Below are 19,959 nucleotides of genomic sequence, written 5' to 3'. Positions count from 1 at the left end.
AGAAGGTTTGGCTTACGATCCTGCCGCAGCCAATGCCTTACGAGCGATGGCACCTTCTTCTATCAATTTTTTGGTTTCATTGATTTTGGCAACTCTGGTGAATACGTCATCACCTCTCCACTCTTTGCAGCGGTCAGGGTTCGTAAACCATTCTTTTGCAGCTACCAATCTGAACACGTACTGTGAAGTCTCCTGGTTCATTCGCAGTCTGAAATAATCTTCATTCTGCTGTTGGTTTACATGCCGCCGAATACGGGTAGGACCGGCGTTGTATGCCGCAGCTACCAGTGTCCAGGAACCTAATTGACGGTGTAACCTGAGCAGGTATTTGCAGGCAGCATGGGTAGACTTAATCAGATTTTTGCGTTCATCAACACTATCATCCACTTTTAATCCAAACTCGCGGGCCGTTTCAGGCATAAACTGCCAGTAGCCAACGGCTCCTCTAGGCGACACTGCCGAAGCAGTCATGGTACTTTCTACTATGGGAATGTACTTTAGATCGGCAGGAATGCCGTAACGTTGAAGAATAGGCTCGATAACTTTCATGTTACCCTGTACCCGATTTCTCATTCTTCGGAAGGTGGGATTGTCGTAGTCCTTGATTGTCCGCTGATAGCGGTGGGCTACAAATGCTTGCTTGAGGGGGATGGTATCTCCGCAAAAGTCGATATCAATAAGCTCAGTATCAACATCCTCTACAATTACAACCTCTTTCTTTTCCTCTACAAATTTCTCTACACTCTGATTACTAAACTTAACTACTCCAAAAGACGCAACAGCAAGCATAAAAAACAAGACTCGTAGCATGCATGGTTTGTTTGGTTCTACATAATTTAATACTCAGGCTTTATAACGGCATAGCACATTAAAATGTTTCAATGGAAATAAAAAACTGATTTACAAGGGGTAACAAGTAGCAGTAATTGCACAAAATCGGGTAGACCAAAAATGCAGATATGTATTTTATACAATCCGTATTTTCTTGAAATAGAAGGAATAAAAGCAATAATTACCCGGTTGTTGGGTAAAACGAAGCAACAGCTTACAGTAAGGTACGAGGAGGAAAAATTTCCTGAAAAAATTTTAACGAGAGCGTCGGGAGGGCATAGAAAAGAGGCTGTTTACCCCTCTTCTATGAAGCGAATATATAACAATAAATTAAAATGCAAGAAGAGTAGATGTAAATCTTATCGTATGGTTATACTTCATAAAGGAATTGTCCAAATGTACTCCTAGTCAACTAGTCCTTCTGCTACTCAGTTCTGCACCCGGAGTAGAGGCCCCATAGATGAAATTATAACTCAGAAACTACCTTCAATACCACTGCTTATCCCCACGCTCCTACCGCTCCCACTCCGCCCTGCAAGTGACGAATAGTATGATTGGGTAATTCTTCACGAAGCAGCTCAGCCGCCCGTCGGCTCCGCATACCCGACTGGCAGTATAGAACGATGTCCTGGTGTGGCTGAATGTCCGACAGGTACTGGGGCAGGGACTTCAGCGGCCAGTTGACCCCACCGATATGAAAGCGCTCATGCTCGTGCGGCTCACGGACATCAATCAGGAATGGAGGCTGGGGGCCCTCCAGTAGTTCCTGTAATTCAGGATAGGTAAGCTCTTCTATCTCAAGATCAGGTACTGCACAGGCCAGTCCATAGTCAGCCTGCAGGCCCCGTCGCTCCCGAACGTCCGGATTAGCCTCAAAGCGGTACGTCTGGAAGGTGGATCTCAAGGCATCGTACAGCAGCAGCCTGCCACTCAGCACCTCGCCCGCTCCGGTAATGAGCTTGATTACTTCGGTAGCCTGCAAAGTACCAATAACTCCGGGCAATATACCCAGTACACCAATCTCGGCGCAGTTGGGTACTTCGTTCTCCGCAGGCGGCACCGGATACAGGCAGCGGTAGGTAGGGCCGCCCTGGTAGTTAAATACCGTCACCTGTCCTTCGAATTTGAAGATAGAGCCAAATACAAGGGGCTTATCCAGCAGCAGACAGGCGTCGTTGACCAGGTAACGGGTAGGAAAGTTATCCGATCCATCTACGACTATATCGTAATCTGCCATCAGGCGCAGCACGTTATCGCTGGTCAGTTGTCCGTCATACGCTTTGATATCTATATAAGGATTTAGAGCCTGCAGATGCACAGCAGCCGCCAGGGCCTTGGACTTGCCGATATCATCCACTCCAAACAAGACCTGCCGGTGCAGATTGCTGGCTTCTACCTTATCAAAATCAATTACTCCCAGCGTACCTACTCCCGCCGCGGCCAGGTACGTCAGGATCGGGCAACCCAGACCGCCCGCACCGATCACCAGCACACGAGCCTGCTTCAGGCGTTGCTGACCTTCATGACCAAATTCCGGAAGCGATAGCTGACGGGCATAAAACTGCTGTTCCTGAGGTGAAAACATAGCGGGTATCGAAAAATGATAGAATCGTTCGTAGGCATTACGGACCCGGGTCCGTAAATTTCGCATGGGCAGAGAGCATCAGTAGTGGGTACCTCTCCTAAATATGCACTTATTTCTTGCAAGAAAATGGTTACCGTTCAGGAAGCAAAACAAAAGGTCATTGAAAATACGTTCCCGCTGTCGGTGGAGGGGCGCGATGTCATCGAAGCCGTCGGCTATGTAGTAGCTGCCGACGTACAGGCTCCGCTCTCGCTCCCCCTTTTCCGTCAGTCCTCCATGGATGGCTACGCCATTCACCATGAGGATATTGTGCAGTCAGGGATGGCCCTGCCCGTAGTAGCGGAGTCGCAGGCCGGAGCGCCTGAACTGCTTACCTTAGAACGCGGTACCGCCGTACGGATATTTACTGGTGCCCCCGTACCTGACGGAGCTACCGCCGTTGTCATGCAGGAAAAGACGGAACGAAACGCTGATACGGTACTTATTAAGGAATACCCGGTAGCTGAAAAACAGAATGTACGCGCCATAGGTCAGCAAGTCAGGGAAGGCGCTGTCGCCCTACCCACAGGTACCTACCTCACGCCCGGCTCGGTGGGTTTCCTGCTGGGCATGAATGTGCAGCGGGTGGAAGTATACCGTAAGCCGAAGGTAGGCATACTGGTCACGGGCGATGAGCTGGTGCAGCCGGGAAATCCCCTACGCTTTGGACAGGTCTATGAATCCAACTCTACCATGCTGGCGGCTACCCTACGTCAGGAGGGCATTACGCAGATAACTATCAAGTATGTAGACGACAACCCCGAGGCTACGACCCAGGCCCTGCGTGAGCTGACTGAGCAAAATGACGTTGTACTGGCAACGGGAGGTATATCTGTAGGTGAATACGACTACGTAGGTAAATCATTAGAGGAAATAGGCGTAGAAACCATTTTCTACAAGGTGCGCCAGCGCCCCGGCAAGCCGCTGCTGTTTGGCAAGAGGGACACCACCTTATTCTTTGCCCTTCCCGGCAACCCGGCTTCTTCGCTGGTATGTTACTACGAGTATGTACTACCGGCCCTGCGCCGCTTGTCCGGCAAGGCTGATGCCTTCCTACCAACGGTGCGCCTGCCTATCACCCATCCTTACTCGTTCAAGGGGGAGCGGGATGAACTGCTGAAGGGCTCCGCTACTACCACCGGTGTGACGCCGCTGGAAGGACAGGAGTCATTTGCGCTACGCTCCTTCGCGGTAGCCAACGTACTGATCCACCTGCCTTCTACTCAGCAAACGGTACAGCCGGGTGACCTGGTAGAGGTGCATTTACTGCCGTTCTTTTGCTAGTATTACTTATAAATCTGTAAGTTAGCTATCATTAGATAGACAAAAGGCAACTGTAGACCCCTGATTTACGTTAGAGTTATATTCCATTATAAAGACTGTTGCTTACAGCCTAAAGCCCAATTACAATGACCATTAGTATTCTTTATTTCGGGATGCTTGCCGAAGCCACCGGTCACCCTTCCGAAACTTGGGAAGCCACTGATCCGCTTTCAGTAGGGCAGCTCCGCGAACAGCTTTTACAAAAGTACCCTGTCCTGCGCGACCGCAAATTTCAGTTGGCCGTCAACCAGCAGATCGCTGATTCTGCCATGCCTATTAATACAAACGCTGAGGTAGCCCTGCTTCCTCCCTTTGCGGGCGGATAGTACTAAACCTTATAGTTACGCAGATACAGAATTCCTTCATTTGTAGACAATGGAAAAAACACATACACCCAAAAAGGTATTCGTGGATGGGCCCATCAGCCCTCAGTTCATAAGTGATTCCATAGCCAAGCACCAGTCCAAGACCAACATCGGAGCCCACTCCCTGTTCCTGGGACAGATCCGGGCCGATCAGAAGGACGGCGGTGTCGTGACGGGCATTGAATACACCGCCTATACCGAAATGGCCGAGAAGGTATTCCATGATATCCGTGAAGCCGCTTTTGCCAAATTTGACCTGGTGTGCATGCATATTTACCACAGCCTTGGCCTAGTACCTACGGGTGAAGTGAGCTTGTTTGTCTTTGTTTCCTCCGCCCACCGACGGGCCAGTTTTGAAGCGCTGGAGTACGTGGTAGAAGAGATTAAGGCGAAGGTACCTATCTTTGGTAAAGAACTAATAGGCGAAACAGGCGAATATACCTGGAAAGAGAACAAGTAACATGGTTGACATTACCCATAAAACCAATACCCTACGTATTGCCACGGCTCAGGCCATTGTACAAGTGAGCAAGCCCGAAACCATTGAATCCATTCTGAATCGTACGGTACCTAAAGGTGATGTGTACGAAATGGCTAAAGCCGCCGGACTGCTGGCCGTGAAGAAAACCCCTTATATGCTGCCTGACTGCCATCCGCTGCCCATTGAGTCCACTACGGTGGCTTACCGGGTGGAGGACCTGACGGTGGTGATAGAAATGACGGTTAAGACAATCTATAAAACAGGCGTAGAGGTAGAGGCCATGCACGGGGTATCGGTAGTAGCGCTGACTATGTACGATATGCTCAAGCCCATTGACAAGGGCGTAGAGATCCGGCACATCAAACTACTGGAGAAGAAGGGGGGCAAGAGCGACCGCAAGGCCCCGATGCCCGACCTCAAAACTGCCGTGGTAGTATGTTCCGATAGCATCGCTCAGGGTATTGGAGAAGATAAGTCCGGCCGACGCATCATTGAAAAGCTGGAACCATTCCAGATTAAAGTCAGTGATTACAGCATCATTCCCGACGATAAGGCTATCATTCAGGAGAAGATTAAAGGCTTGTGTGACCTGGGCTACCGACTAGTGCTGATCACGGGTGGTACCGGCCTTTCGCCCCGTGATGTAACGCCCGAAGCCGTGGGTGAATTAATAGATGTACCCATTGACGGCATCGTCGAGACGGCCCGCCAGTACGGACAGCAACGCATCCCGACAGCTATGCTCTCGCGGGCTGTAGCCGGCCTGGTTGGCAATACCCTTGTTATCACTATGCCCGGTAGTACGGGCGGTGTGACCGAAAACATGGATGCCCTGTTCCCGCACGTATTACATGTGTTTAGCGTTATGGAAGGAGCTCGACACTAATCGATAAAAAAGAAATGAACCCACCCATTGTAGACAAATTCGGACGCGTCCATAACTACCTCCGCATATCTCTGACGGATAAGTGCAACCTGCGCTGCAATTACTGTATGCCGCAGGAGGATATGCAGTTTATGCCGTCGGCCTGGCTGATGTCGGCGGAGGAAATTCAGACGCTGGCGGGAATCTTTGTGGATATGGGTGTGCAGAAGATACGCCTGACGGGTGGCGAGCCGTTGGTCAGAAAAGACGTAGGTCAGATCATCGAGTCGTTGGGTAAACTACCTACCTCCCTTACCCTGACTACCAATGCCGTCTTTATTGAGCAGTATATAGATACATTAAAGAATGCCGGTGTTCGCTCGCTGAATATTAGCTTGGATACGCTGAACGAGGAGCGCTTCCGCAGCATCACCAAGCGTGACCACTTCACCAAGACACTCGTCAACATCCGTATGCTGTTGGCCGAGGGCTTCAGCGTGAAGCTCAACATGGTCGTAATGCGGGATGTGAACGTAGAAGAAGTCAATGACTTCGTGCGCATGACACTGACTGAGCCGAACCTGCACGTGCGCTTTATTGAGTTTATGCCTTTCAACGGCAACCAGTGGGATTTCTCCCGTATTGTTACCTACAATGATTTGCTTAGTCGGGTTAGCGAGGAGTTTCTATTTGCACCTCTTCCGGGCGAACCCAATGATACCGCCCGTACCTTCCGGGTAGAGGGTGGACAAGGTACCTTTGGCATTATCAGTACCATCACCAACCATTTCTGCGATAGCTGCAACCGCATTCGCCTTACGGCCGACGGAAAGCTTAAAAACTGCCTATTCGATACCTCCGAAGTAGACCTGCTGAAGCCCCTACGCCGCGGAGAAGATGTGCGGGCTATCATTTACGACCACTTCCAGCAAAAGCACTTCGCCCACGGTGGTCATACCGAATTCACTAATAAAGACGCTAGGTCTGAGTACGAGCAGAACCGGAGGATGATTGCAATTGGGGGGTAGGCTTTAAGAAGTTAACCAAGATTTCTTTTTCGTTCTATTTCCTCCATCCTGGCCTGCTCATGCCCTGCCATAATTTTAAGAACATAATCAATACTCCAATATTCAGTTAAAAAATGGGTATTAGTATCGAAGATGTGGAAATTTATATCATTATATATCTTTGTGGCTAACAAAACCAATGTGTGTATATCTTCCAGTAGTACACGTTTGATATTAGTAGATGGATCACTGTGAGCATAGACCTGATTCCTCGCATCAACTATACTCTTTATGACACTCACATTCTCCTTTAACCACTTACGATTACGGGCTGTTACCTTTCTAAGATCATCATAATTTCCAACTATATGGTCTGGCTTGACCTGAAATCCCTCCGAAAGGGCCGGATAATCTAAATCTTTTGTCTCTAATAGACTTAATAAGACATAAAAGCTTCTTCTATCGTTTTTGGGGCTAGATCCGAATAGCTTACTCAACTGAATCACTGAGATGAACTTCAGCTGATAATAATGATGCTGAAAGAATTCAAACCTTTTAACTCTGCTTTCAGAGTCATACTTTTCCTCCCGAAGCCGCTCCATATTAGCAAAAGATATATTTATATCCTGCAGTATATTTCGCTGGTCATCAAGGTGCGTTTTAATTTCTTCGAGTGCAGACATCTAGCTTATTTGTAGTACAGAGCGTTAGGCACTAATCTAATACATAATCTCCTAAGTAGAATTATTACCCCTACCGACTATTCCGCTCCAGCGAGTCGAAATCCGGCATGCCGGAGCGTTCCTCTTTTTTACGCACACCGAAGTTATACCGCAGGCTGAGGCCTACGCGGCGGGTATCGTTGATGCGGGCACCCGAGGCAGCTATGGAACCCTGATTGAGCGTAAACTGGTACTTATTGGTAAAGAACACATCACTGATGCTCAGGCTCAACAGCATCTTCTTGTTCATGAGGTGCCGGTTGAGGTTCAGGTTCACATTACCAAAGTTGCTGAGCTCGTAGAACTGGAGCTGTCCCTTCATCCGGTAAAAACCGTTGAGGCTAAGGGTCGTCAGTGCTCCTAGTTTCAGCTGATGGTAGGTAAAGAACGTGGTACTACCGCGCTGGAACTCCAGCGGACTATTTTCGTATTCACCCCGGTAGTCGTTGTAGTTATACTGTAGCCCCAGCACAAAGAAGTACTTCCCACCGGGCGGGATGGCTCCCAGCAGGCGGAAGTACGTTTCGGCGTTGCGCCCCAGGTTGTCATAGGAGCGGTAGGCAACGGCAGGGTTACGTGGGTCTTGGTAGAGTACATTCGTAAAAATATCCTGCGTATAGTTGCGCCCGATGGCAAAAATGGGCCGCTCGTCCACGCTGATATTCACTTCGTAGTTTTGGGTAAACTGAGGTCGCAGAGCCGGGTTGCCGGTTTCGTACAGGTACTGGTCCACGAAACGGGCAAAAGGGTTGAGGTACTCGTAGGTGGGGCGCGTGATGGAGCGGCGCATCACCAGGTAGCTACGCAGCTCGTAGCCCGCGATCTTACCTACCCTTCGACTAAAATAAAGGTAGGGGAAGAGGTCGGTGCGGTTGATGCGGAAGGAGGTATCGGACGGGATGCGCTGCCACCCGTTCATGATGGTATTCTCAAGTCGGGCTCCTATTTTTAACAGGAAGGCACCAAAAGTCTTGGAGCCCTGCAGGTAGGCGGCGTTAATGTTATCACGGTAGGTGAAGGTATTAGTCCGAAATCTATCCTGCTCTCGTTGGTCATCTACCTCTATAAAGTAGTTGGTACCGCTGTTGAAACCCTGAAAGGTTGATTTTAGCCCCGTTTCCAGCGTAATCTGCTTGGGGAGTTTGTAGCGGGCATCCACCTGCCCCGACCACACGTGGCGACGGTTAGTCCACTCTCCGTCGCCCGCCAGCTCCGCCACCTGCGGGAGCCGAAAGAGGGTCTGATATTCCTGACTCCCTTTATTTTCAAAGTACCCGTACGAAAAGTCGGTAGTGATCTCGGCCCCCTCCTCGTTGATTTTGTATTTGGATGTGACGCCCTGGCTCACAGAAAATACGTTCGAGTGGTTCTGCAGGTAGTTGGTGTTGTCGCTTAGTAAGGTACCTGCATCCGGCTTACTAATGATGCTTTCGTTACTGGAAGAGGAATTGGTAGCGGTGTAGTTGATCCGGCTGTCGTAGTTAAGCTCCCACTTCGGCGACAACTCGTACCCAAACCCGAAGCCTGCGTAGGCAACATCCGACGGAAAGGTAGTAAAAGCCTGCTGAGCGATGCGGCTGCCGTTGGTAAGTAAGCGTTCCGTCTCTACCCGCTCGTAGGTATTGCGGCGGGCATAGTTGAGGTTGAGGTATGCGTGCCGCTTCCCTACCTGGTTGTTCAGGTTCAGGCCCAGCATCTGGTTGCCGTAGCTCCCCTGGTTCAGGGACGCATTCACCGAGCCCGTCAGTCCTATTTTCACTCCTTTTTTGAGTACTATATTCACTACCCCACCGCTGCCGCTGGCGTCGTAGCGGGCCGAGGGGGTACGTAGTACTTCTATATGCGCTATACTATTAGGCGGCAGGCTTTTGAGCATGGAGGCAATGTCGGCGGTACTCATGCGCTGCTCCCGCCCGTTGATATAGATAGTGGCCGGTGTAGTACTGCTCAGGTACACATTCCCGTCCGGATCCACAAACAGCCCCGGTGTTTTTTCGAGTACCTCCAGCGTGCTGGTACTGGTACTTACAATCGGCTCCGGGTCTACGATTAGTTTATCCTCCTCCTGCCGCATCAGGGGACGGGCCGCCGTGACCTGCACTTCCTGCAGGAGCTGACTTTCTTCGGTCAGAGTAAAGGCAAGTGTCCTCTGCTGCGCTAATACAGTCAGCGGCCTCCGCAACTCCCGGTATCCGATGGAGGTAGCTACCAGCACGTAAGGTGTAGCCGGAGTCAAAACAAAGCTAACAGTACCCAGTGTATCGGTAAGGCCAGCCTGAGCCACCGACGAGTCCGCCGCATTCAGTACCTGTACCGTAGCTCCAATGATTGGCTCGCGGGTTGGTTCAGTCAATTTGATCTGCACGGGTACTGTCTGTGCAAACAGACTCAAAGAAATAAGAGAAAACAGAGCGAAGAGGATAAATTTCTGCATGTATATAGTCAACAATCACATCCAACACAAAGTACCTACAAACAGCAACGAAGAATCCTGTACTAGCAATAAATACAGAAAATAGACTGGGTGGTGTCTGTTTAGTGAGAACAATAGGCCATCTTACTACTGCCACTCACTTCTACAAAGTTACTGCGCAGAACGCAGGAGAAGAAAATTATTTTACCTTACCAGGTGGTAAGCATTCAGTCTTTTATTGAACCCGGAGTTGGTTAAGACCTTAGCAATAAATGTAGTAGTTTAGCCTAAGGATTCTAACCTTATACCCATGAAGCAACCCTATTCTCTCAACCGCCGAAAGTTTATAACCCGTACGGCCCAGTCGGCTGGCTTGCTGGCCCTGGCCGACCTGAAACCACTGATGGCCTCATCGCTCCCTGAGTCACCTCTGAAAAGCTGGACAGTGCAGGAGGTGATAGACCTGATCCTGAAAGAGGGCAAACTGTCCACTCTTCCAGATACGGTAGATACGCTTAAGTCTGGTAAGGGCAGCCAGGTAGTAAGTGGCATCGTAACGACCATGTTTCCGACCATTGCCGTAATTGAGGAAGCCGCCCGACTGAAAGTCAATTTTATCATGGCCCATGAGCCTACCTTCTACAACCACCTCGACAAGCCTGACTGGGTAGAGAATAATAATATAGTTAAACAGAAGCAGCAACTGCTGGATAAACATAAAATTGTGGTCTGGCGCTTTCATGACTACATTCACCGGCTCACTCCCGACGCCATCAGCTACGGCGTCGTCAAGAAGGCCAACTGGCTGTCCTACTACAAGGCCGGCCAGCCCATACTCACCATCCCGTCGGTCCCGCTGAAACAACTGGTGCAGCACCTGAAGCAATCCCTCGGCATTACACAACTGCGAGTGGTGGGCGATCCCAATCAGACCTGCCAGCGCATCGGCCTGCTACCCGGCGCAATCGGCGGACAAAGACAGGTGGCCCTGGCTGAGCGCGAAAAGCCCGATGTACTTATAGTAGGCGAAGCGCCCGAGTGGGAGACGGTAGAGTATATCCGCGACGCCCGCTTATTAGGTCAAAATGTTTCCCTCATCGTACTGGGCCACGCCGTCAGCGAAGAGCCGGGTATGGAGTACTTCATAGACTGGCTCAAGCCCAAACTCCCCGACCTCAAAATAACCCACGTAGCCTCTGAAGATCCTTTTTTGTGGATGTAAGGAGTCTGTTACAGACTGTCTGGATCTTCCTGTATAGCAGCAGAAAGCAATACAAAAAAAGCGCCTGGCTCCGTTGGAACCAGGCGCTTCTAGTTAAAATCTAAGCTACCTATACCTTCGTCTTCAGATAGGCTACCAGTACTTCCAGACCGGTGTCGAAGTGTTGGTTGTTGTTGATGACGATATCGGCTTCGGAGCGCAGGGGCTTTATGTACTTTTCGTAGGTAGGCGCTACGTGGTGTTCCCAGCGGTACAGTACATCGTCGAGGTCGTAGCCACGCTCGTTGTTGTCCCGGATAATACGCCGTTTGATCTTTACGTACTCTTTGGTATCTACGAATATCTTGAGGTCGATCAGCCGGGCTACCTCCGGATAGTAGTACACAAAGATACCTTCAACAATAATGATAGGGAGGGGATTAAAAGTCAGTACCTTGGGTTCGAGCAGAGGATTATTGAAAGTATACTCCTTTTGGTAAACTGTATTTCCCTGCCGTAGCTCAGCTATATGTTTTGCAAATAACTGGTGGTCAATAGCCTCCGGCAGATCAAAGTTCTCTACCCCGTTTTCATCCCTCGGAATCTCATTGATCGGGCGATAGTAGTTATCCTGCGAAAGGCGGCAGATGTGCTCTTCGTTGACCGATTCAATAAGCTTCTTCATAAAGTACGTCTTTCCTGACGCACTACCTCCTGTAATACCGATAATAAAAGGGGGCTTTTGCTGACTTGTCATGTTTTTAGTTTGCAATGAAATAAGGTAGTTTGTTGCTCTACCTCTAAGTTGGGCGCGATTAATTGCAAAATTACAAAGTACTGAATACTCAACCGAATATTATTCCGAATTAGGACAAAACCTATTCCACTACAGCCAACTTTCCGGCCACACTTTCCGTTCCATCGGGGGCTATAAGAAGTACAAGATATATGCCTCCGCGCGCTCTGCGGCCTGTATAATCCCTTAAATTCCACGAAGCTGTTCCGCCCTGAGAGCGGGTTTCGTGCACCAGCCGCCCCGACAAATCTGTAATTTTTACCACTGTATTTTCGACCAGTCCCTTCACCCCCACTACTCCCTCATAACCAGGCCTGACCGGATTCGGGAAAATAGTAACAGTACTGGTAGCCAGGGTAGGCTCGGGCGAACTAGCATCGCTCCGATAGGAAACCATCCCATTGGGTGTATCGACGTAAAGGTAGCCGGTACTATCAGCAAAGCGTAAGGCACGTATCTGATCAGTCGGCAAGGGGCTGTCCTGGGCGGTAAACTGCTGAATCAGATCAGTACCGTCGGAAGAGAACAGGTACAGACCATTGCGGGTACCGATCCACTTGCGGTTGCCGGGCTCTACGGCCAGGGCGGTAGCCCGTTCGTTGGAGAGGAGGCGACGCTGCCCGTAGATAGGTAGTACGGCATCTATCCGTCCGCCGGATAGTACTCCATCCGGCACAAAGTACCCTACGCCCCGGTCGCTCGCAAACCAGATCAAGCCATCCCGATCCAGTACTATACTAGTAATCGCAGCCGAGGGCAGACCACCATTCCCCGGTGAGGTAGAGAGATAGCGCTGACGACCGGTACCCGGGTCACTCACTACAATACCTCCCCCCAGGTAGGTAGGCAGGCGCGACCACAGGAGCCCGTTTCGATCCAGCACGGAAGAGTCAGCCCGTACAGCAATAGTGGTATCGGCCGTAGGGGGGCTGTACGAGCGAAAAGCTCCTCCAGCGTTACCTAGTAATCCATTTTTGAGATCGGCTATCCACAAAGTACCGGCTGCCTCCATAGTAGCATCCTGCGGACTCACGATCAAAGGGTGCTGATAAACAGTAGGCGGAACCGGTGGAGCCAGTACTACTACCTGACCATCCAGCATAGCTAGTAGCCTCACACCAGCCGAACGTAATATAACCGTCGAGCCAGTACCAGGATAAGCCAGGTTCCAGCTACTGCCTTCCCGCCGGTACACGCCTCTACCCGAAAAACCGGCGTAGACGGAGCCGTTGGCTATCGCTACTGAGCGTGGCGTGGGAAATGGAGTAGGCACAGATCGCCAGTTGCCAAAGAACTGTCGGTTGATGGTAGGGGCCAAGCTAGTAGCCAATAACCCCTGTGAGGTAGCAGCGTAGAGGCTGTCCGAAGTAAAGGCGAGGCTATACACCGCTACTTCGGCCCCGGCCGGTCCGATGTACCGGTACGTCTCGCGTACCTCCCGGCGCTGCGGGTCCAGCACAACGACGCCAAAGCCAGTAGATAAGTACGCAAGTCCCTCGTGGAACTGGATATCCAGTAACCGACGATTTTCGGGCAGATCAGCCGCGTTACGCAGCAGGGGCCAGTTTAGGATTTCGGTAGGCTCCGCCTTTTCATCCAGGTACAGCAGGTCCAGGTTACCACTCCGGTACCCCAGCAGTAGAAGTTGTGTGGCAGGATCATACGCCATAGCACTCACTCCCACATCGCTTAGCCCGGTGGCTTTAGAATATTCAACAGTACTATCGTCGGAAGGATTGACACTGAAAAGGCCGTTGTAGGTAGCGCAGAAGACGCGCCCCTCCACCAGCTCTACACTATGGGCGGACAGGTAGCTAAAGTGGGTTCGCCAGGCGCCAAGTGGTACATCCTGTGCATAGCCACCGGATAGAGTTAATAGTAGGGTTAGTATAAGGAAGAGCCTCCTCATACGCCATACGCGGTCAGTACCAGGCGGCGGCCGGAGGCGTGGTCACGGTGCTCGCACAGGTAGATGCCCTGCCAGGTACCCAGGTTCAGACGACCATTGGTAATGGGTATAGTGACGGCACTATCCAGCAGCGAAGCCTTGATATGCGCCGGCATGTCGTCCGGTCCCTCGTAATTATGGCGGTAGTAAGGAGCATTTTCGGGTACCATGACATTGAAATGGCTCTCAAAGTCATGCCGTACCGTTGGGTCAGCATTTTCGTTGATCGTCAGGCTGGCTGAGGTATGCTGAATAAATACGTGGAGAAGTCCGGCTTTGATCTGCCGGATCTCAGGCAAAGCCCTGAGTACGCGGTCAGAAATAAGATGAAAGCCGCGGGGCAACGGCGGCAATGAGCATTCGTTCTGAAATACGAGCATGCGTTATAGTAAGAAAGTACTTTGGGTCAGCCAGAGACATGATCCATCAGACCGTATTGGATGGCTGATTGCCGATCATACTCTGTCTGCTTTTCTTTAATTCCAGCGGGCTCATCCGGAGGTACGAGGCCAGGATCTTTTCAGGTATTACATCTATCAGCCCAGGATATTCCTCATCAAAGTTATTCAGGCGAGTCTGCACATTCTGGCTGGCCAGCACACGCCCCAGCGCCCGCTGCCTCTGCACCTCCTCTACCAGCCTTTGGACCAGGCGCCCCCAGGCCGGAATCTCTCCAAATAAACTTACCATATCCTCGTACTTAAGGATCCAGATATGAGTATCCGTAACAGCCTGTATATTTTCAGTAGCCGGAGCCTGGTGCCGGAAGCTATCCGGTAACACGGCCAGATTTCCATTGGAAATGAAGTAACGGGTTACTTCATCGTCCCGATCAAAATGCAATACCCGGAGAACTCCCTCCGTCACAAATCCAATGTGCCGGCAGACATTTCCTTCGCGAAGGAAATAATCCCCTGCCTCTAGCTTCACTTCTTTAAGGTAAGAAACAAGCAGTTCAATCTGGGCATCCGATAACGACATGTACCTTGACAGGTACGCTTTTAGTGGTTCCATACTTTGTACAAACTCACTTAAATGTCCAGATGTTGTACAAAATCAGGTATTTATTTGGCTATTTCTACCTGTCCTATTTCTCAACCGTAATCAGAGCACTTCCCATACTGGTTCCACTCCCACAGGCACTTTTCAACGAGCTTATTGTAAACTCGGCAGTGGCAGTGGGCGATACCGTGATCAGGTACGGATTCAGGAAGGTACCCTGTACGGTAGTGCCATCTGATAAGGTAAATGACCAGGGCGGTAAACCGTTCTTAAACTTGAGCCGGATGCGGGTAGAACCTCCCCCTGCTATGACCCCACGACCTGATACCTCACCAATGGCTGCATCGGGGGCAATGACTTTGATCTCGCGCGGCTCGCTCACTACTGATGGCGCCGTAGCCATGATACGCAGGCGCTGAGCACTGATCGTATCACTCATGAAAGAAGGCGTTACCTTTACCTTCAACGGGCTTTCTTTTCCGGTAGTTGGCAGGTTCACCCAGTTCCCGCTTTCGTCGGCGATCTGGACAATGAATTTATTGGCTGCGTAGAATCTTCCTGTATACGTAAAGGGTACTTCCACTTCCCCTCCCGAACAAATAATACTCTGCGAAGGGCTACCCATACTGATGGTTGAAGGAGGTACCTTCACAAATACATGCGCCTTACCCGAGAAACTTCCGACTCCACACAAGCCCCCCGCTGAGGTAATCTGGTAGTTGGTAGGGTTAGCAGGATTTACCTTAAGGGTATGAGGTGATGTAAGAATATTGTTCTCATAGGTACCATCCGACAACAGCACAAACCAGGGACCTCCTCCAGTAAAACGTACCGTCAGGTCAGCGCTCTCTCCTTCTTTTACCGACAGGGAGTCGCTCTGCAGTACAGTATGCGTGGGAGCAGCCACCAAAATGCTGGTCGTATCACTGAATAGCTGCGGAGCGGACGCAGCCACCCGCAGGCGGTACTGTCCGGCCTTGAAACCAGGCGGTAACTGGGCTACGATAGGGCCCATGGTATCAACCTGAGAGATATTCCTGAATACACCATCGGCATCGGCAATCTGCACTACGAAGTTATTACCAGCTTTATATTTTCCGGTTGCGCTAAATGATACCTGGAATGGTGTGTTGGAACATACACGGAATCCTTTTTCGGCATCTTTCAGCGCGAGCCGTGGCTCCGGGTTAGGATCTACGTTCACGATTACCTCCCCATTGACGGTACCACTGCCGCAGACATTGGCTACGCCCGTTAACCGGTACGCCTGGACCTGCTCAGGCTTGATGGAGAAATAGTAAGGATTGCTTAGCGTCTCACGCACTACCGTTCCGTCCGATACCCTGAATGACCAGGGGCCGGTTCCCGTCAGATTGACCCGCAGATGGGCTTCCTGTCCGGGCATAATACGCGATGACATAGATCCATCGGCCGTTTCGAGTCGGGCCGTAGGTGTCGGGAGAATACGGATAGGTACTTCGTTGCCCAGCATGGCCGGACTGGTTGAAACCACCCGCAGGCGATACTGATGCCCGCCCTTCTTATCGGCCGGTATGACCGCACTTAGGGTCCCCGACTTGGCAGGAGTCGATATGACTATAAAGTTATTACTGGCGTCAATGAGCTGCACCAGAAAAGAGTTATCCGCATTAAAAGTACCGGAAGGCGTGAACGGTACCTGTATAGTACTACCCGCACAAACGGACAGGTACGACACGTCCCCCGTCAGGATACGAGCTGCACTCTGGGTACTATCCCCCTGAGTAGTAGTAGCTCGGGTAGAATCCGGGTCGAGTATGGGCAGCCCGTTGGAGAGGATCGGCGTTACTACATTCCGTCCCTGAGGTACTACCGTATCGTTCAGTATGGGGAGTGAGTTCGTATTGAGTGGCGTAACTACGTTACGGCCGGGAGTTCGGGAAAGCGTAGTATCGGACTGAGGGGTAGTAGGCACTTCCTGTGCCTGTACCCGCAGAGCCATACTGAATAATATTCCTACAATAACCTTTGTAAAAGCTTTTGACATAACACCAGGTAACAACAAACACTAACCACTGAAACGAATAAAAGGCGACAACCTTTCAACTCTTACTACCTTATTTATGCTGGATGGATACCGCAGCTCTCTTAGTTCATCGCTACCAGCGAGTTTCCTCTCAGTACCGGTACCACATCGTACAAGTCCGTCTGCAGTGAATAGGAGATATCTTTCTGTATACCCAGCCGCTGCAACCGCCGCACGTGCGAGGAGTTAGCTACATAAGACAGCAGATTATCTTTCCCCTGCTGGTACATCCGCTGAGCCATGATAGTACTATCTTCCAAGAGCATATATTCATTTTTGAGGGCATCAGCCAGAGCGCCGGCAAACAGTGTATCTTCCAGATTAGGGCGTCCTTTCCAGCCGGCACATAGTACCAGTACATCATAAGGCTCGGAACGAAGCTGGTTAGCCAGTGATCCCAGGTTCAGGAATGCTCCCACCAGGATCTTAACCGCAAGTGGTCTGGCTTTGGCAATAGACAGCGTACCGTTGGTGGTAGTCATGGCTATGTTGGCTCCGATAAACCGCTCATTCATGAAGCTGAACGGTGAGTTACCCAGATCAAAACCTTCTACCATCTGCGCATTGCGCTCCGCGGCGGCTATGTAGCCTTTCTCCTGCAGTAGCTTACACTCTTCAATAGTAGCCACCGGCGTAATACTTTTTACACCGTAGGCCAGGCCGGTTACCATGCAGGAGGTAGCCCTGAATATATCAGCCACTACGACAATACAATTATCTAACTTATGAAGGTGCAGCAAGTCAGGTGTCAGGCAAACATCAAGTTGTTTCATGAGGATGGGGGCCCTACGTGTCAAGTAGGCATAGCTACTTGCTCTGGATTACAGGCCGTTTACTTTTATCTTATATCTGAATTAATATATACAATAATACCATATCGTTGTTAGTGAGTACCGTAAGCTAATCCCTAACAACCAACTTGCTAATAGCTAAGCGCTACTTTACAAAAGGTAGTTTTATGACCTGCGCTTTCAGGAGGCGCTCACGCACCTTTACGAATAGCTCAGCACCGGGCTGGCTGTACTCCTTCTGCACATAGCCCATGCCGATCCCTTTCTGAAGCGTAGGCGACTGGGTACCCGACGTGACTTCACCAATGACGTTACCTCCGGCATCACATAGTTCGTAGTGGCTGCGGGGGATACCACGATCTATCATCTCAAAACCTACCAGTTTACGGGCTATTCCCTGCTCCTTTTGTACTTTAAGAGCATCAGAGTTGATAAATGGCTTGGTAAACTTGGTCACCCAGCCCAGTCCGGCTTCGAGGGGTGATGTGGTATCGCTTATATCATTGCCGTACAGACAAAAACCTTTTTCGAGGCGCAGCGTATCCCGGGCTCCCAAACCGATGGGCTTGATCCCGAATTCAGCACCGGCTTCAAAAATGGCCTCCCATATCACCTGAGCCTTCTCTTTCTCTACATATACTTCAAATCCACCCGCTCCGGTATAGCCCGTTGCCGACAGGATCACTCCCTCAATACCGCCCAATGAACCAGTCTGGAAGGTATAGTACTCCATGGCTGCTACGTCTATCTCGGTCAGCTTCTGAAGCGTAGCGATAGCCTTAGGCCCCTGCACCGCAAACAGACACATCTGGTCTGAGATATTCTCCATCTCTACCCCTTCGGTATTGTGGCTCATGATCCAGTCCCAGTCTTTCTCTATGTTCGAAGCATTCACCACTAGCATGTACTCATCCGCATGGTGGCGGTACACGAGCAGGTCATCCACCACTCCACCGTCCGCGTTGGGCAGATAGCTGTACTGTACCTTACCGTCATAGAGTACCGATGCATCGTTGGCTGATACCTTCTGGATCAGATCCAGTGCCTGGGGACCGCGCAGCACAAACTCACCCATGTGGGATACGTCAAACACGCCTACACTGTTACGGACGGCATGGTGCTCGTCCAGGTCCGATGTATAGCGAACGGGCATTACAAAACCCGCAAAAGGTACCATTTTGGCTCCTAGTTGAACGTGTAAGTCGTGAAGTGGGATTGTTTTCATCAAATTGTAATTTATTGCGAGTGCAAAAGTAGGAAATGCCTGTAAAAGACCGGCAGTTATATGCAGACAATTCAGCTACTAAGGCCAGAAATAGTTGTTTCTAAAAAAGTCACTATCTTGCTTTCGTACATTTATCCTAAACTAGTCCTCTCATCACTCGTATGAAAAAAATAGTACTTCCGGCGGTAATGGGTCTTCTTATAGTATCAGGCCATGTACTGGCTCAGCATAAAATAATCCAGACAGACAAAGCTCCCGTTCCGATAGGTCCCTACAGTCAGGGGATAGAAGCCAACGGTATGCTGTTTCTGGCGGGGCAGATTGGACTCAATCCCGAAACAAAAAAACTGGTAGAAGGAGGCGTAGAGGCAGAGGCTGTTCAGATCATGGAGAATATCAAGACGCTGTTGACTACCGCCGGGCTTGACCTGACGCACATAGTCAATACGACTATCTATATTAAGGATATTGCGCAGTTCGGTAAAGTCAACGAGATCTATGGCCGGTACTTTACGGGTCAGTACCCAGCCCGTACTACTGTTGGGGTTGCCGCCCTACCGGCTGGCGCCAGTATCGAAATAGCCGTTATAGCCGCGGCTCCGGCCCAAAGGGGCAAAAAATAAGGGTAGCGACTCAAGTCGTACCCTTCTGTATCCCCGGTACCATTATTTATACAGTGACGGCTTGTTGCTCTTCCAGATACGACATCAGGCTGCGGATGTTCGTAATCTTGGCATAATCCTCGTCAGGGATACTTATTACAAACTCCTGCTCCAGTTGCATCATCAGATCTACAGTATCCAGGCTGTCAAACCCCAAGTCTTTGATAAAGTGTGCGTCTTCGGTGATGGCAGATTCTTCAACACCAAAATTTTTCAGGATAGTAATAATGCGTTGTTTCATGGGCTTTATGTTTTTGAAGATGAGCAAAGGGATCAAAATTACTCGTTCACATTGGAACCATTTTACAAATAGTACGACAAAAAAGTACAAAATGTTTCAGCTACTCCAACTATTTTTCAAACGGCTTCATTTCAATACTTTATCAATATTTATTATAAAAAAACCACAATTTCATCACCTCAAAACAACTACGTATATTACAAAATATGAATTTAAAATAGCTCAGGCGGCAGGAATTCGGTATGAATACTCCAAAACTGAGGATGAACCGCAGTGACAGGTGCGTCTAAGTAACTAGAGTTGACAGACTTGACTAGCCAATGCCCGTACTGATACACGGTCATCTTCCCTTTCTACAAAAAACTGGATTTGTCTGATGGGTTTTTATGAGTAGAAA

The 19,959-nt window shown here is 50.1% G+C and carries 19 protein-coding genes; 7 read left to right on the top strand and 12 right to left on the bottom strand.

From position 1 onward, the window contains the following. Positions 1-12: 12 nt before the first annotated feature. On the bottom strand, positions 13-810 hold the full coding sequence (locus JUB14_RS03820; RefSeq protein WP_229367508.1) for a lytic transglycosylase domain-containing protein: 798 nt from the start codon (positions 808-810) through the stop codon (positions 13-15). A 520-nt stretch (positions 811-1,330) separates the two neighbouring features. Then, positions 1,331-2,482: a HesA/MoeB/ThiF family protein gene (gene moeB, locus JUB14_RS03815; protein ID WP_229367506.1), complete on the bottom strand. Its 1,152-nt coding sequence runs from the start codon at positions 2,480-2,482 to the stop codon at positions 1,331-1,333. 60 nt (positions 2,483-2,542) lie between these two features. Here moeB and JUB14_RS03810 point away from each other — a divergent pair, with 60 nt between their 5' ends. The 5 genes from JUB14_RS03810 to moaA all read left to right on the top strand — a co-directional run bounded on the left by JUB14_RS03810 (position 2,543) and on the right by moaA (position 6,517). After that, the gene (locus JUB14_RS03810; RefSeq protein ID WP_207504435.1) at positions 2,543-3,739 is read left to right on the top strand and encodes a molybdopterin molybdotransferase MoeA; all 1,197 of its coding nucleotides are present in this window, start codon (positions 2,543-2,545) and stop codon (positions 3,737-3,739) included. Positions 3,740-3,864: 125 nt separating this feature from the next. After that, positions 3,865-4,104 carry a MoaD/ThiS family protein gene (locus JUB14_RS03805; protein WP_207504434.1) on the top strand — a complete coding sequence of 80 codons (240 nt, stop codon included), beginning with the start codon at positions 3,865-3,867 and terminating at the stop codon, positions 4,102-4,104. 49 nt (positions 4,105-4,153) lie between these two features. Beyond that, complete coding sequence (locus JUB14_RS03800) at positions 4,154-4,603, top strand: molybdenum cofactor biosynthesis protein MoaE (RefSeq protein ID WP_207504433.1); 450 nt, start codon at positions 4,154-4,156, stop codon at positions 4,601-4,603. A gap of 1 nt (position 4,604) precedes the next feature. Next, complete coding sequence (moaCB, locus tag JUB14_RS03795; protein ID WP_207504432.1) at positions 4,605-5,510, top strand: bifunctional molybdenum cofactor biosynthesis protein MoaC/MoaB; 906 nt, start codon at positions 4,605-4,607, stop codon at positions 5,508-5,510. Between the two features lie 14 nt (positions 5,511-5,524). Beyond that, a complete protein-coding gene (gene moaA, locus JUB14_RS03790; RefSeq protein WP_207504431.1) occupies positions 5,525-6,517 on the top strand; it encodes a GTP 3',8-cyclase MoaA in 993 nt (330 codons plus the stop codon). 11 nt (positions 6,518-6,528) lie between these two features. Here moaA and JUB14_RS03785 read toward each other — a convergent pair whose 3' ends face one another. Continuing rightward, complete coding sequence (locus JUB14_RS03785) at positions 6,529-7,179, bottom strand: hypothetical protein (RefSeq protein WP_207504430.1); 651 nt, start codon at positions 7,177-7,179, stop codon at positions 6,529-6,531. Positions 7,180-7,249: 70 nt separating this feature from the next. Beyond that, the gene (locus JUB14_RS03780) at positions 7,250-9,652 is read right to left on the bottom strand and encodes a TonB-dependent receptor (RefSeq protein ID WP_207504429.1); all 2,403 of its coding nucleotides are present in this window, start codon (positions 9,650-9,652) and stop codon (positions 7,250-7,252) included. A 289-nt stretch (positions 9,653-9,941) separates the two neighbouring features. Here JUB14_RS03780 and JUB14_RS03775 point away from each other — a divergent pair, with 289 nt between their 5' ends. Next, positions 9,942-10,853 carry a Nif3-like dinuclear metal center hexameric protein gene (locus JUB14_RS03775; RefSeq protein WP_229367504.1) on the top strand — a complete coding sequence of 304 codons (912 nt, stop codon included), beginning with the start codon at positions 9,942-9,944 and terminating at the stop codon, positions 10,851-10,853. Positions 10,854-10,962: 109 nt separating this feature from the next. On the opposite strand, the gene udk is transcribed toward JUB14_RS03775, so the two are convergent. The 7 genes from udk to gcvT form a co-directional block, all read right to left on the bottom strand. After that, a complete protein-coding gene (gene udk, locus JUB14_RS03770) occupies positions 10,963-11,589 on the bottom strand; it encodes a uridine kinase (RefSeq protein ID WP_207504428.1) in 627 nt (208 codons plus the stop codon). A gap of 121 nt (positions 11,590-11,710) precedes the next feature. Beyond that, positions 11,711-13,537 carry a PorZ beta-propeller-like domain-containing protein gene (locus JUB14_RS03765; RefSeq protein WP_207504427.1) on the bottom strand — a complete coding sequence of 609 codons (1,827 nt, stop codon included), beginning with the start codon at positions 13,535-13,537 and terminating at the stop codon, positions 11,711-11,713. Continuing rightward, on the bottom strand, positions 13,534-13,956 hold the full coding sequence (locus JUB14_RS03760) for a secondary thiamine-phosphate synthase enzyme YjbQ (RefSeq protein ID WP_207504426.1): 423 nt from the start codon (positions 13,954-13,956) through the stop codon (positions 13,534-13,536). The genes JUB14_RS03765 and JUB14_RS03760 overlap by 4 nt, the downstream gene beginning before the upstream one ends. A 46-nt stretch (positions 13,957-14,002) precedes the next feature. Further along, positions 14,003-14,590 (bottom strand): Crp/Fnr family transcriptional regulator, encoded by a 588-nt coding sequence (locus JUB14_RS03755; RefSeq protein WP_207504425.1) that lies wholly within the window; start codon positions 14,588-14,590, stop codon positions 14,003-14,005. A 73-nt stretch (positions 14,591-14,663) separates the two neighbouring features. Further along, positions 14,664-16,604: a hypothetical protein gene (locus tag JUB14_RS03750; protein WP_207504424.1), complete on the bottom strand. Its 1,941-nt coding sequence runs from the start codon at positions 16,602-16,604 to the stop codon at positions 14,664-14,666. 101 nt (positions 16,605-16,705) lie between these two features. After that, positions 16,706-17,416: a 2-phosphosulfolactate phosphatase gene (locus JUB14_RS03745; RefSeq protein WP_207504423.1), complete on the bottom strand. Its 711-nt coding sequence runs from the start codon at positions 17,414-17,416 to the stop codon at positions 16,706-16,708. A gap of 163 nt (positions 17,417-17,579) precedes the next feature. After that, positions 17,580-18,659 (bottom strand): glycine cleavage system aminomethyltransferase GcvT, encoded by a 1,080-nt coding sequence (gene gcvT, locus JUB14_RS03740; RefSeq protein ID WP_207504422.1) that lies wholly within the window; start codon positions 18,657-18,659, stop codon positions 17,580-17,582. A gap of 161 nt (positions 18,660-18,820) precedes the next feature. Between gcvT and JUB14_RS03735 the strand changes: the two genes are divergently transcribed. After that, complete coding sequence (locus tag JUB14_RS03735) at positions 18,821-19,282, top strand: RidA family protein (protein WP_207504421.1); 462 nt, start codon at positions 18,821-18,823, stop codon at positions 19,280-19,282. A 46-nt stretch (positions 19,283-19,328) separates the two neighbouring features. Here JUB14_RS03735 and acpP read toward each other — a convergent pair whose 3' ends face one another. Further along, positions 19,329-19,562 carry an acyl carrier protein gene (gene acpP, locus JUB14_RS03730; protein WP_207504420.1) on the bottom strand — a complete coding sequence of 78 codons (234 nt, stop codon included), beginning with the start codon at positions 19,560-19,562 and terminating at the stop codon, positions 19,329-19,331. Between the last annotated feature and the right edge of the window lie 397 nt (positions 19,563-19,959).

It is taken from the genome of Telluribacter humicola (assembly GCF_017355935.1).
GTDB lineage: Bacteria > Bacteroidota > Bacteroidia > Cytophagales > Spirosomataceae > Telluribacter > Telluribacter humicola.
This window is presented reverse-complemented; position numbering and strand designations above follow the sequence as displayed.

Bases quoted from the DNA above. Each gene is read 5' to 3' on its own strand.
- JUB14_RS03820 (WP_229367508.1), bottom strand. From the start codon at position 810: ATGCTACGAGTCTTGTTTTTTATGCTTGCTGTTGCGTCTTTTGGAGTA.
- moeB (WP_229367506.1), bottom strand. From the start codon at position 2,482: ATGCGAAATTTACGGACCCGGGTCCGTAATGCCTACGAACGATTCTAT.
- JUB14_RS03810 (WP_207504435.1), top strand. From the start codon at position 2,543: ATGGTTACCGTTCAGGAAGCAAAACAAAAGGTCATTGAAAATACGTTC.
- JUB14_RS03805 (WP_207504434.1), top strand. From the start codon at position 3,865: ATGACCATTAGTATTCTTTATTTCGGGATGCTTGCCGAAGCCACCGGT.
- JUB14_RS03800 (WP_207504433.1), top strand. From the start codon at position 4,154: ATGGAAAAAACACATACACCCAAAAAGGTATTCGTGGATGGGCCCATC.
- moaCB (WP_207504432.1), top strand. From the start codon at position 4,605: ATGGTTGACATTACCCATAAAACCAATACCCTACGTATTGCCACGGCT.
- moaA (WP_207504431.1), top strand. From the start codon at position 5,525: ATGAACCCACCCATTGTAGACAAATTCGGACGCGTCCATAACTACCTC.
- JUB14_RS03785 (WP_207504430.1), bottom strand. From the start codon at position 7,179: ATGTCTGCACTCGAAGAAATTAAAACGCACCTTGATGACCAGCGAAAT.
- JUB14_RS03780 (WP_207504429.1), bottom strand. From the start codon at position 9,652: ATGCAGAAATTTATCCTCTTCGCTCTGTTTTCTCTTATTTCTTTGAGT.
- JUB14_RS03775 (WP_229367504.1), top strand. From the start codon at position 9,942: ATGAAGCAACCCTATTCTCTCAACCGCCGAAAGTTTATAACCCGTACG.
- udk (WP_207504428.1), bottom strand. From the start codon at position 11,589: ATGACAAGTCAGCAAAAGCCCCCTTTTATTATCGGTATTACAGGAGGT.
- JUB14_RS03765 (WP_207504427.1), bottom strand. From the start codon at position 13,537: ATGAGGAGGCTCTTCCTTATACTAACCCTACTATTAACTCTATCCGGT.
- JUB14_RS03760 (WP_207504426.1), bottom strand. From the start codon at position 13,956: ATGCTCGTATTTCAGAACGAATGCTCATTGCCGCCGTTGCCCCGCGGC.
- JUB14_RS03755 (WP_207504425.1), bottom strand. From the start codon at position 14,590: ATGGAACCACTAAAAGCGTACCTGTCAAGGTACATGTCGTTATCGGAT.
- JUB14_RS03750 (WP_207504424.1), bottom strand. From the start codon at position 16,604: ATGTCAAAAGCTTTTACAAAGGTTATTGTAGGAATATTATTCAGTATG.
- JUB14_RS03745 (WP_207504423.1), bottom strand. From the start codon at position 17,416: ATGAAACAACTTGATGTTTGCCTGACACCTGACTTGCTGCACCTTCAT.
- gcvT (WP_207504422.1), bottom strand. From the start codon at position 18,659: ATGAAAACAATCCCACTTCACGACTTACACGTTCAACTAGGAGCCAAA.
- JUB14_RS03735 (WP_207504421.1), top strand. From the start codon at position 18,821: ATGAAAAAAATAGTACTTCCGGCGGTAATGGGTCTTCTTATAGTATCA.
- acpP (WP_207504420.1), bottom strand. From the start codon at position 19,562: ATGAAACAACGCATTATTACTATCCTGAAAAATTTTGGTGTTGAAGAA.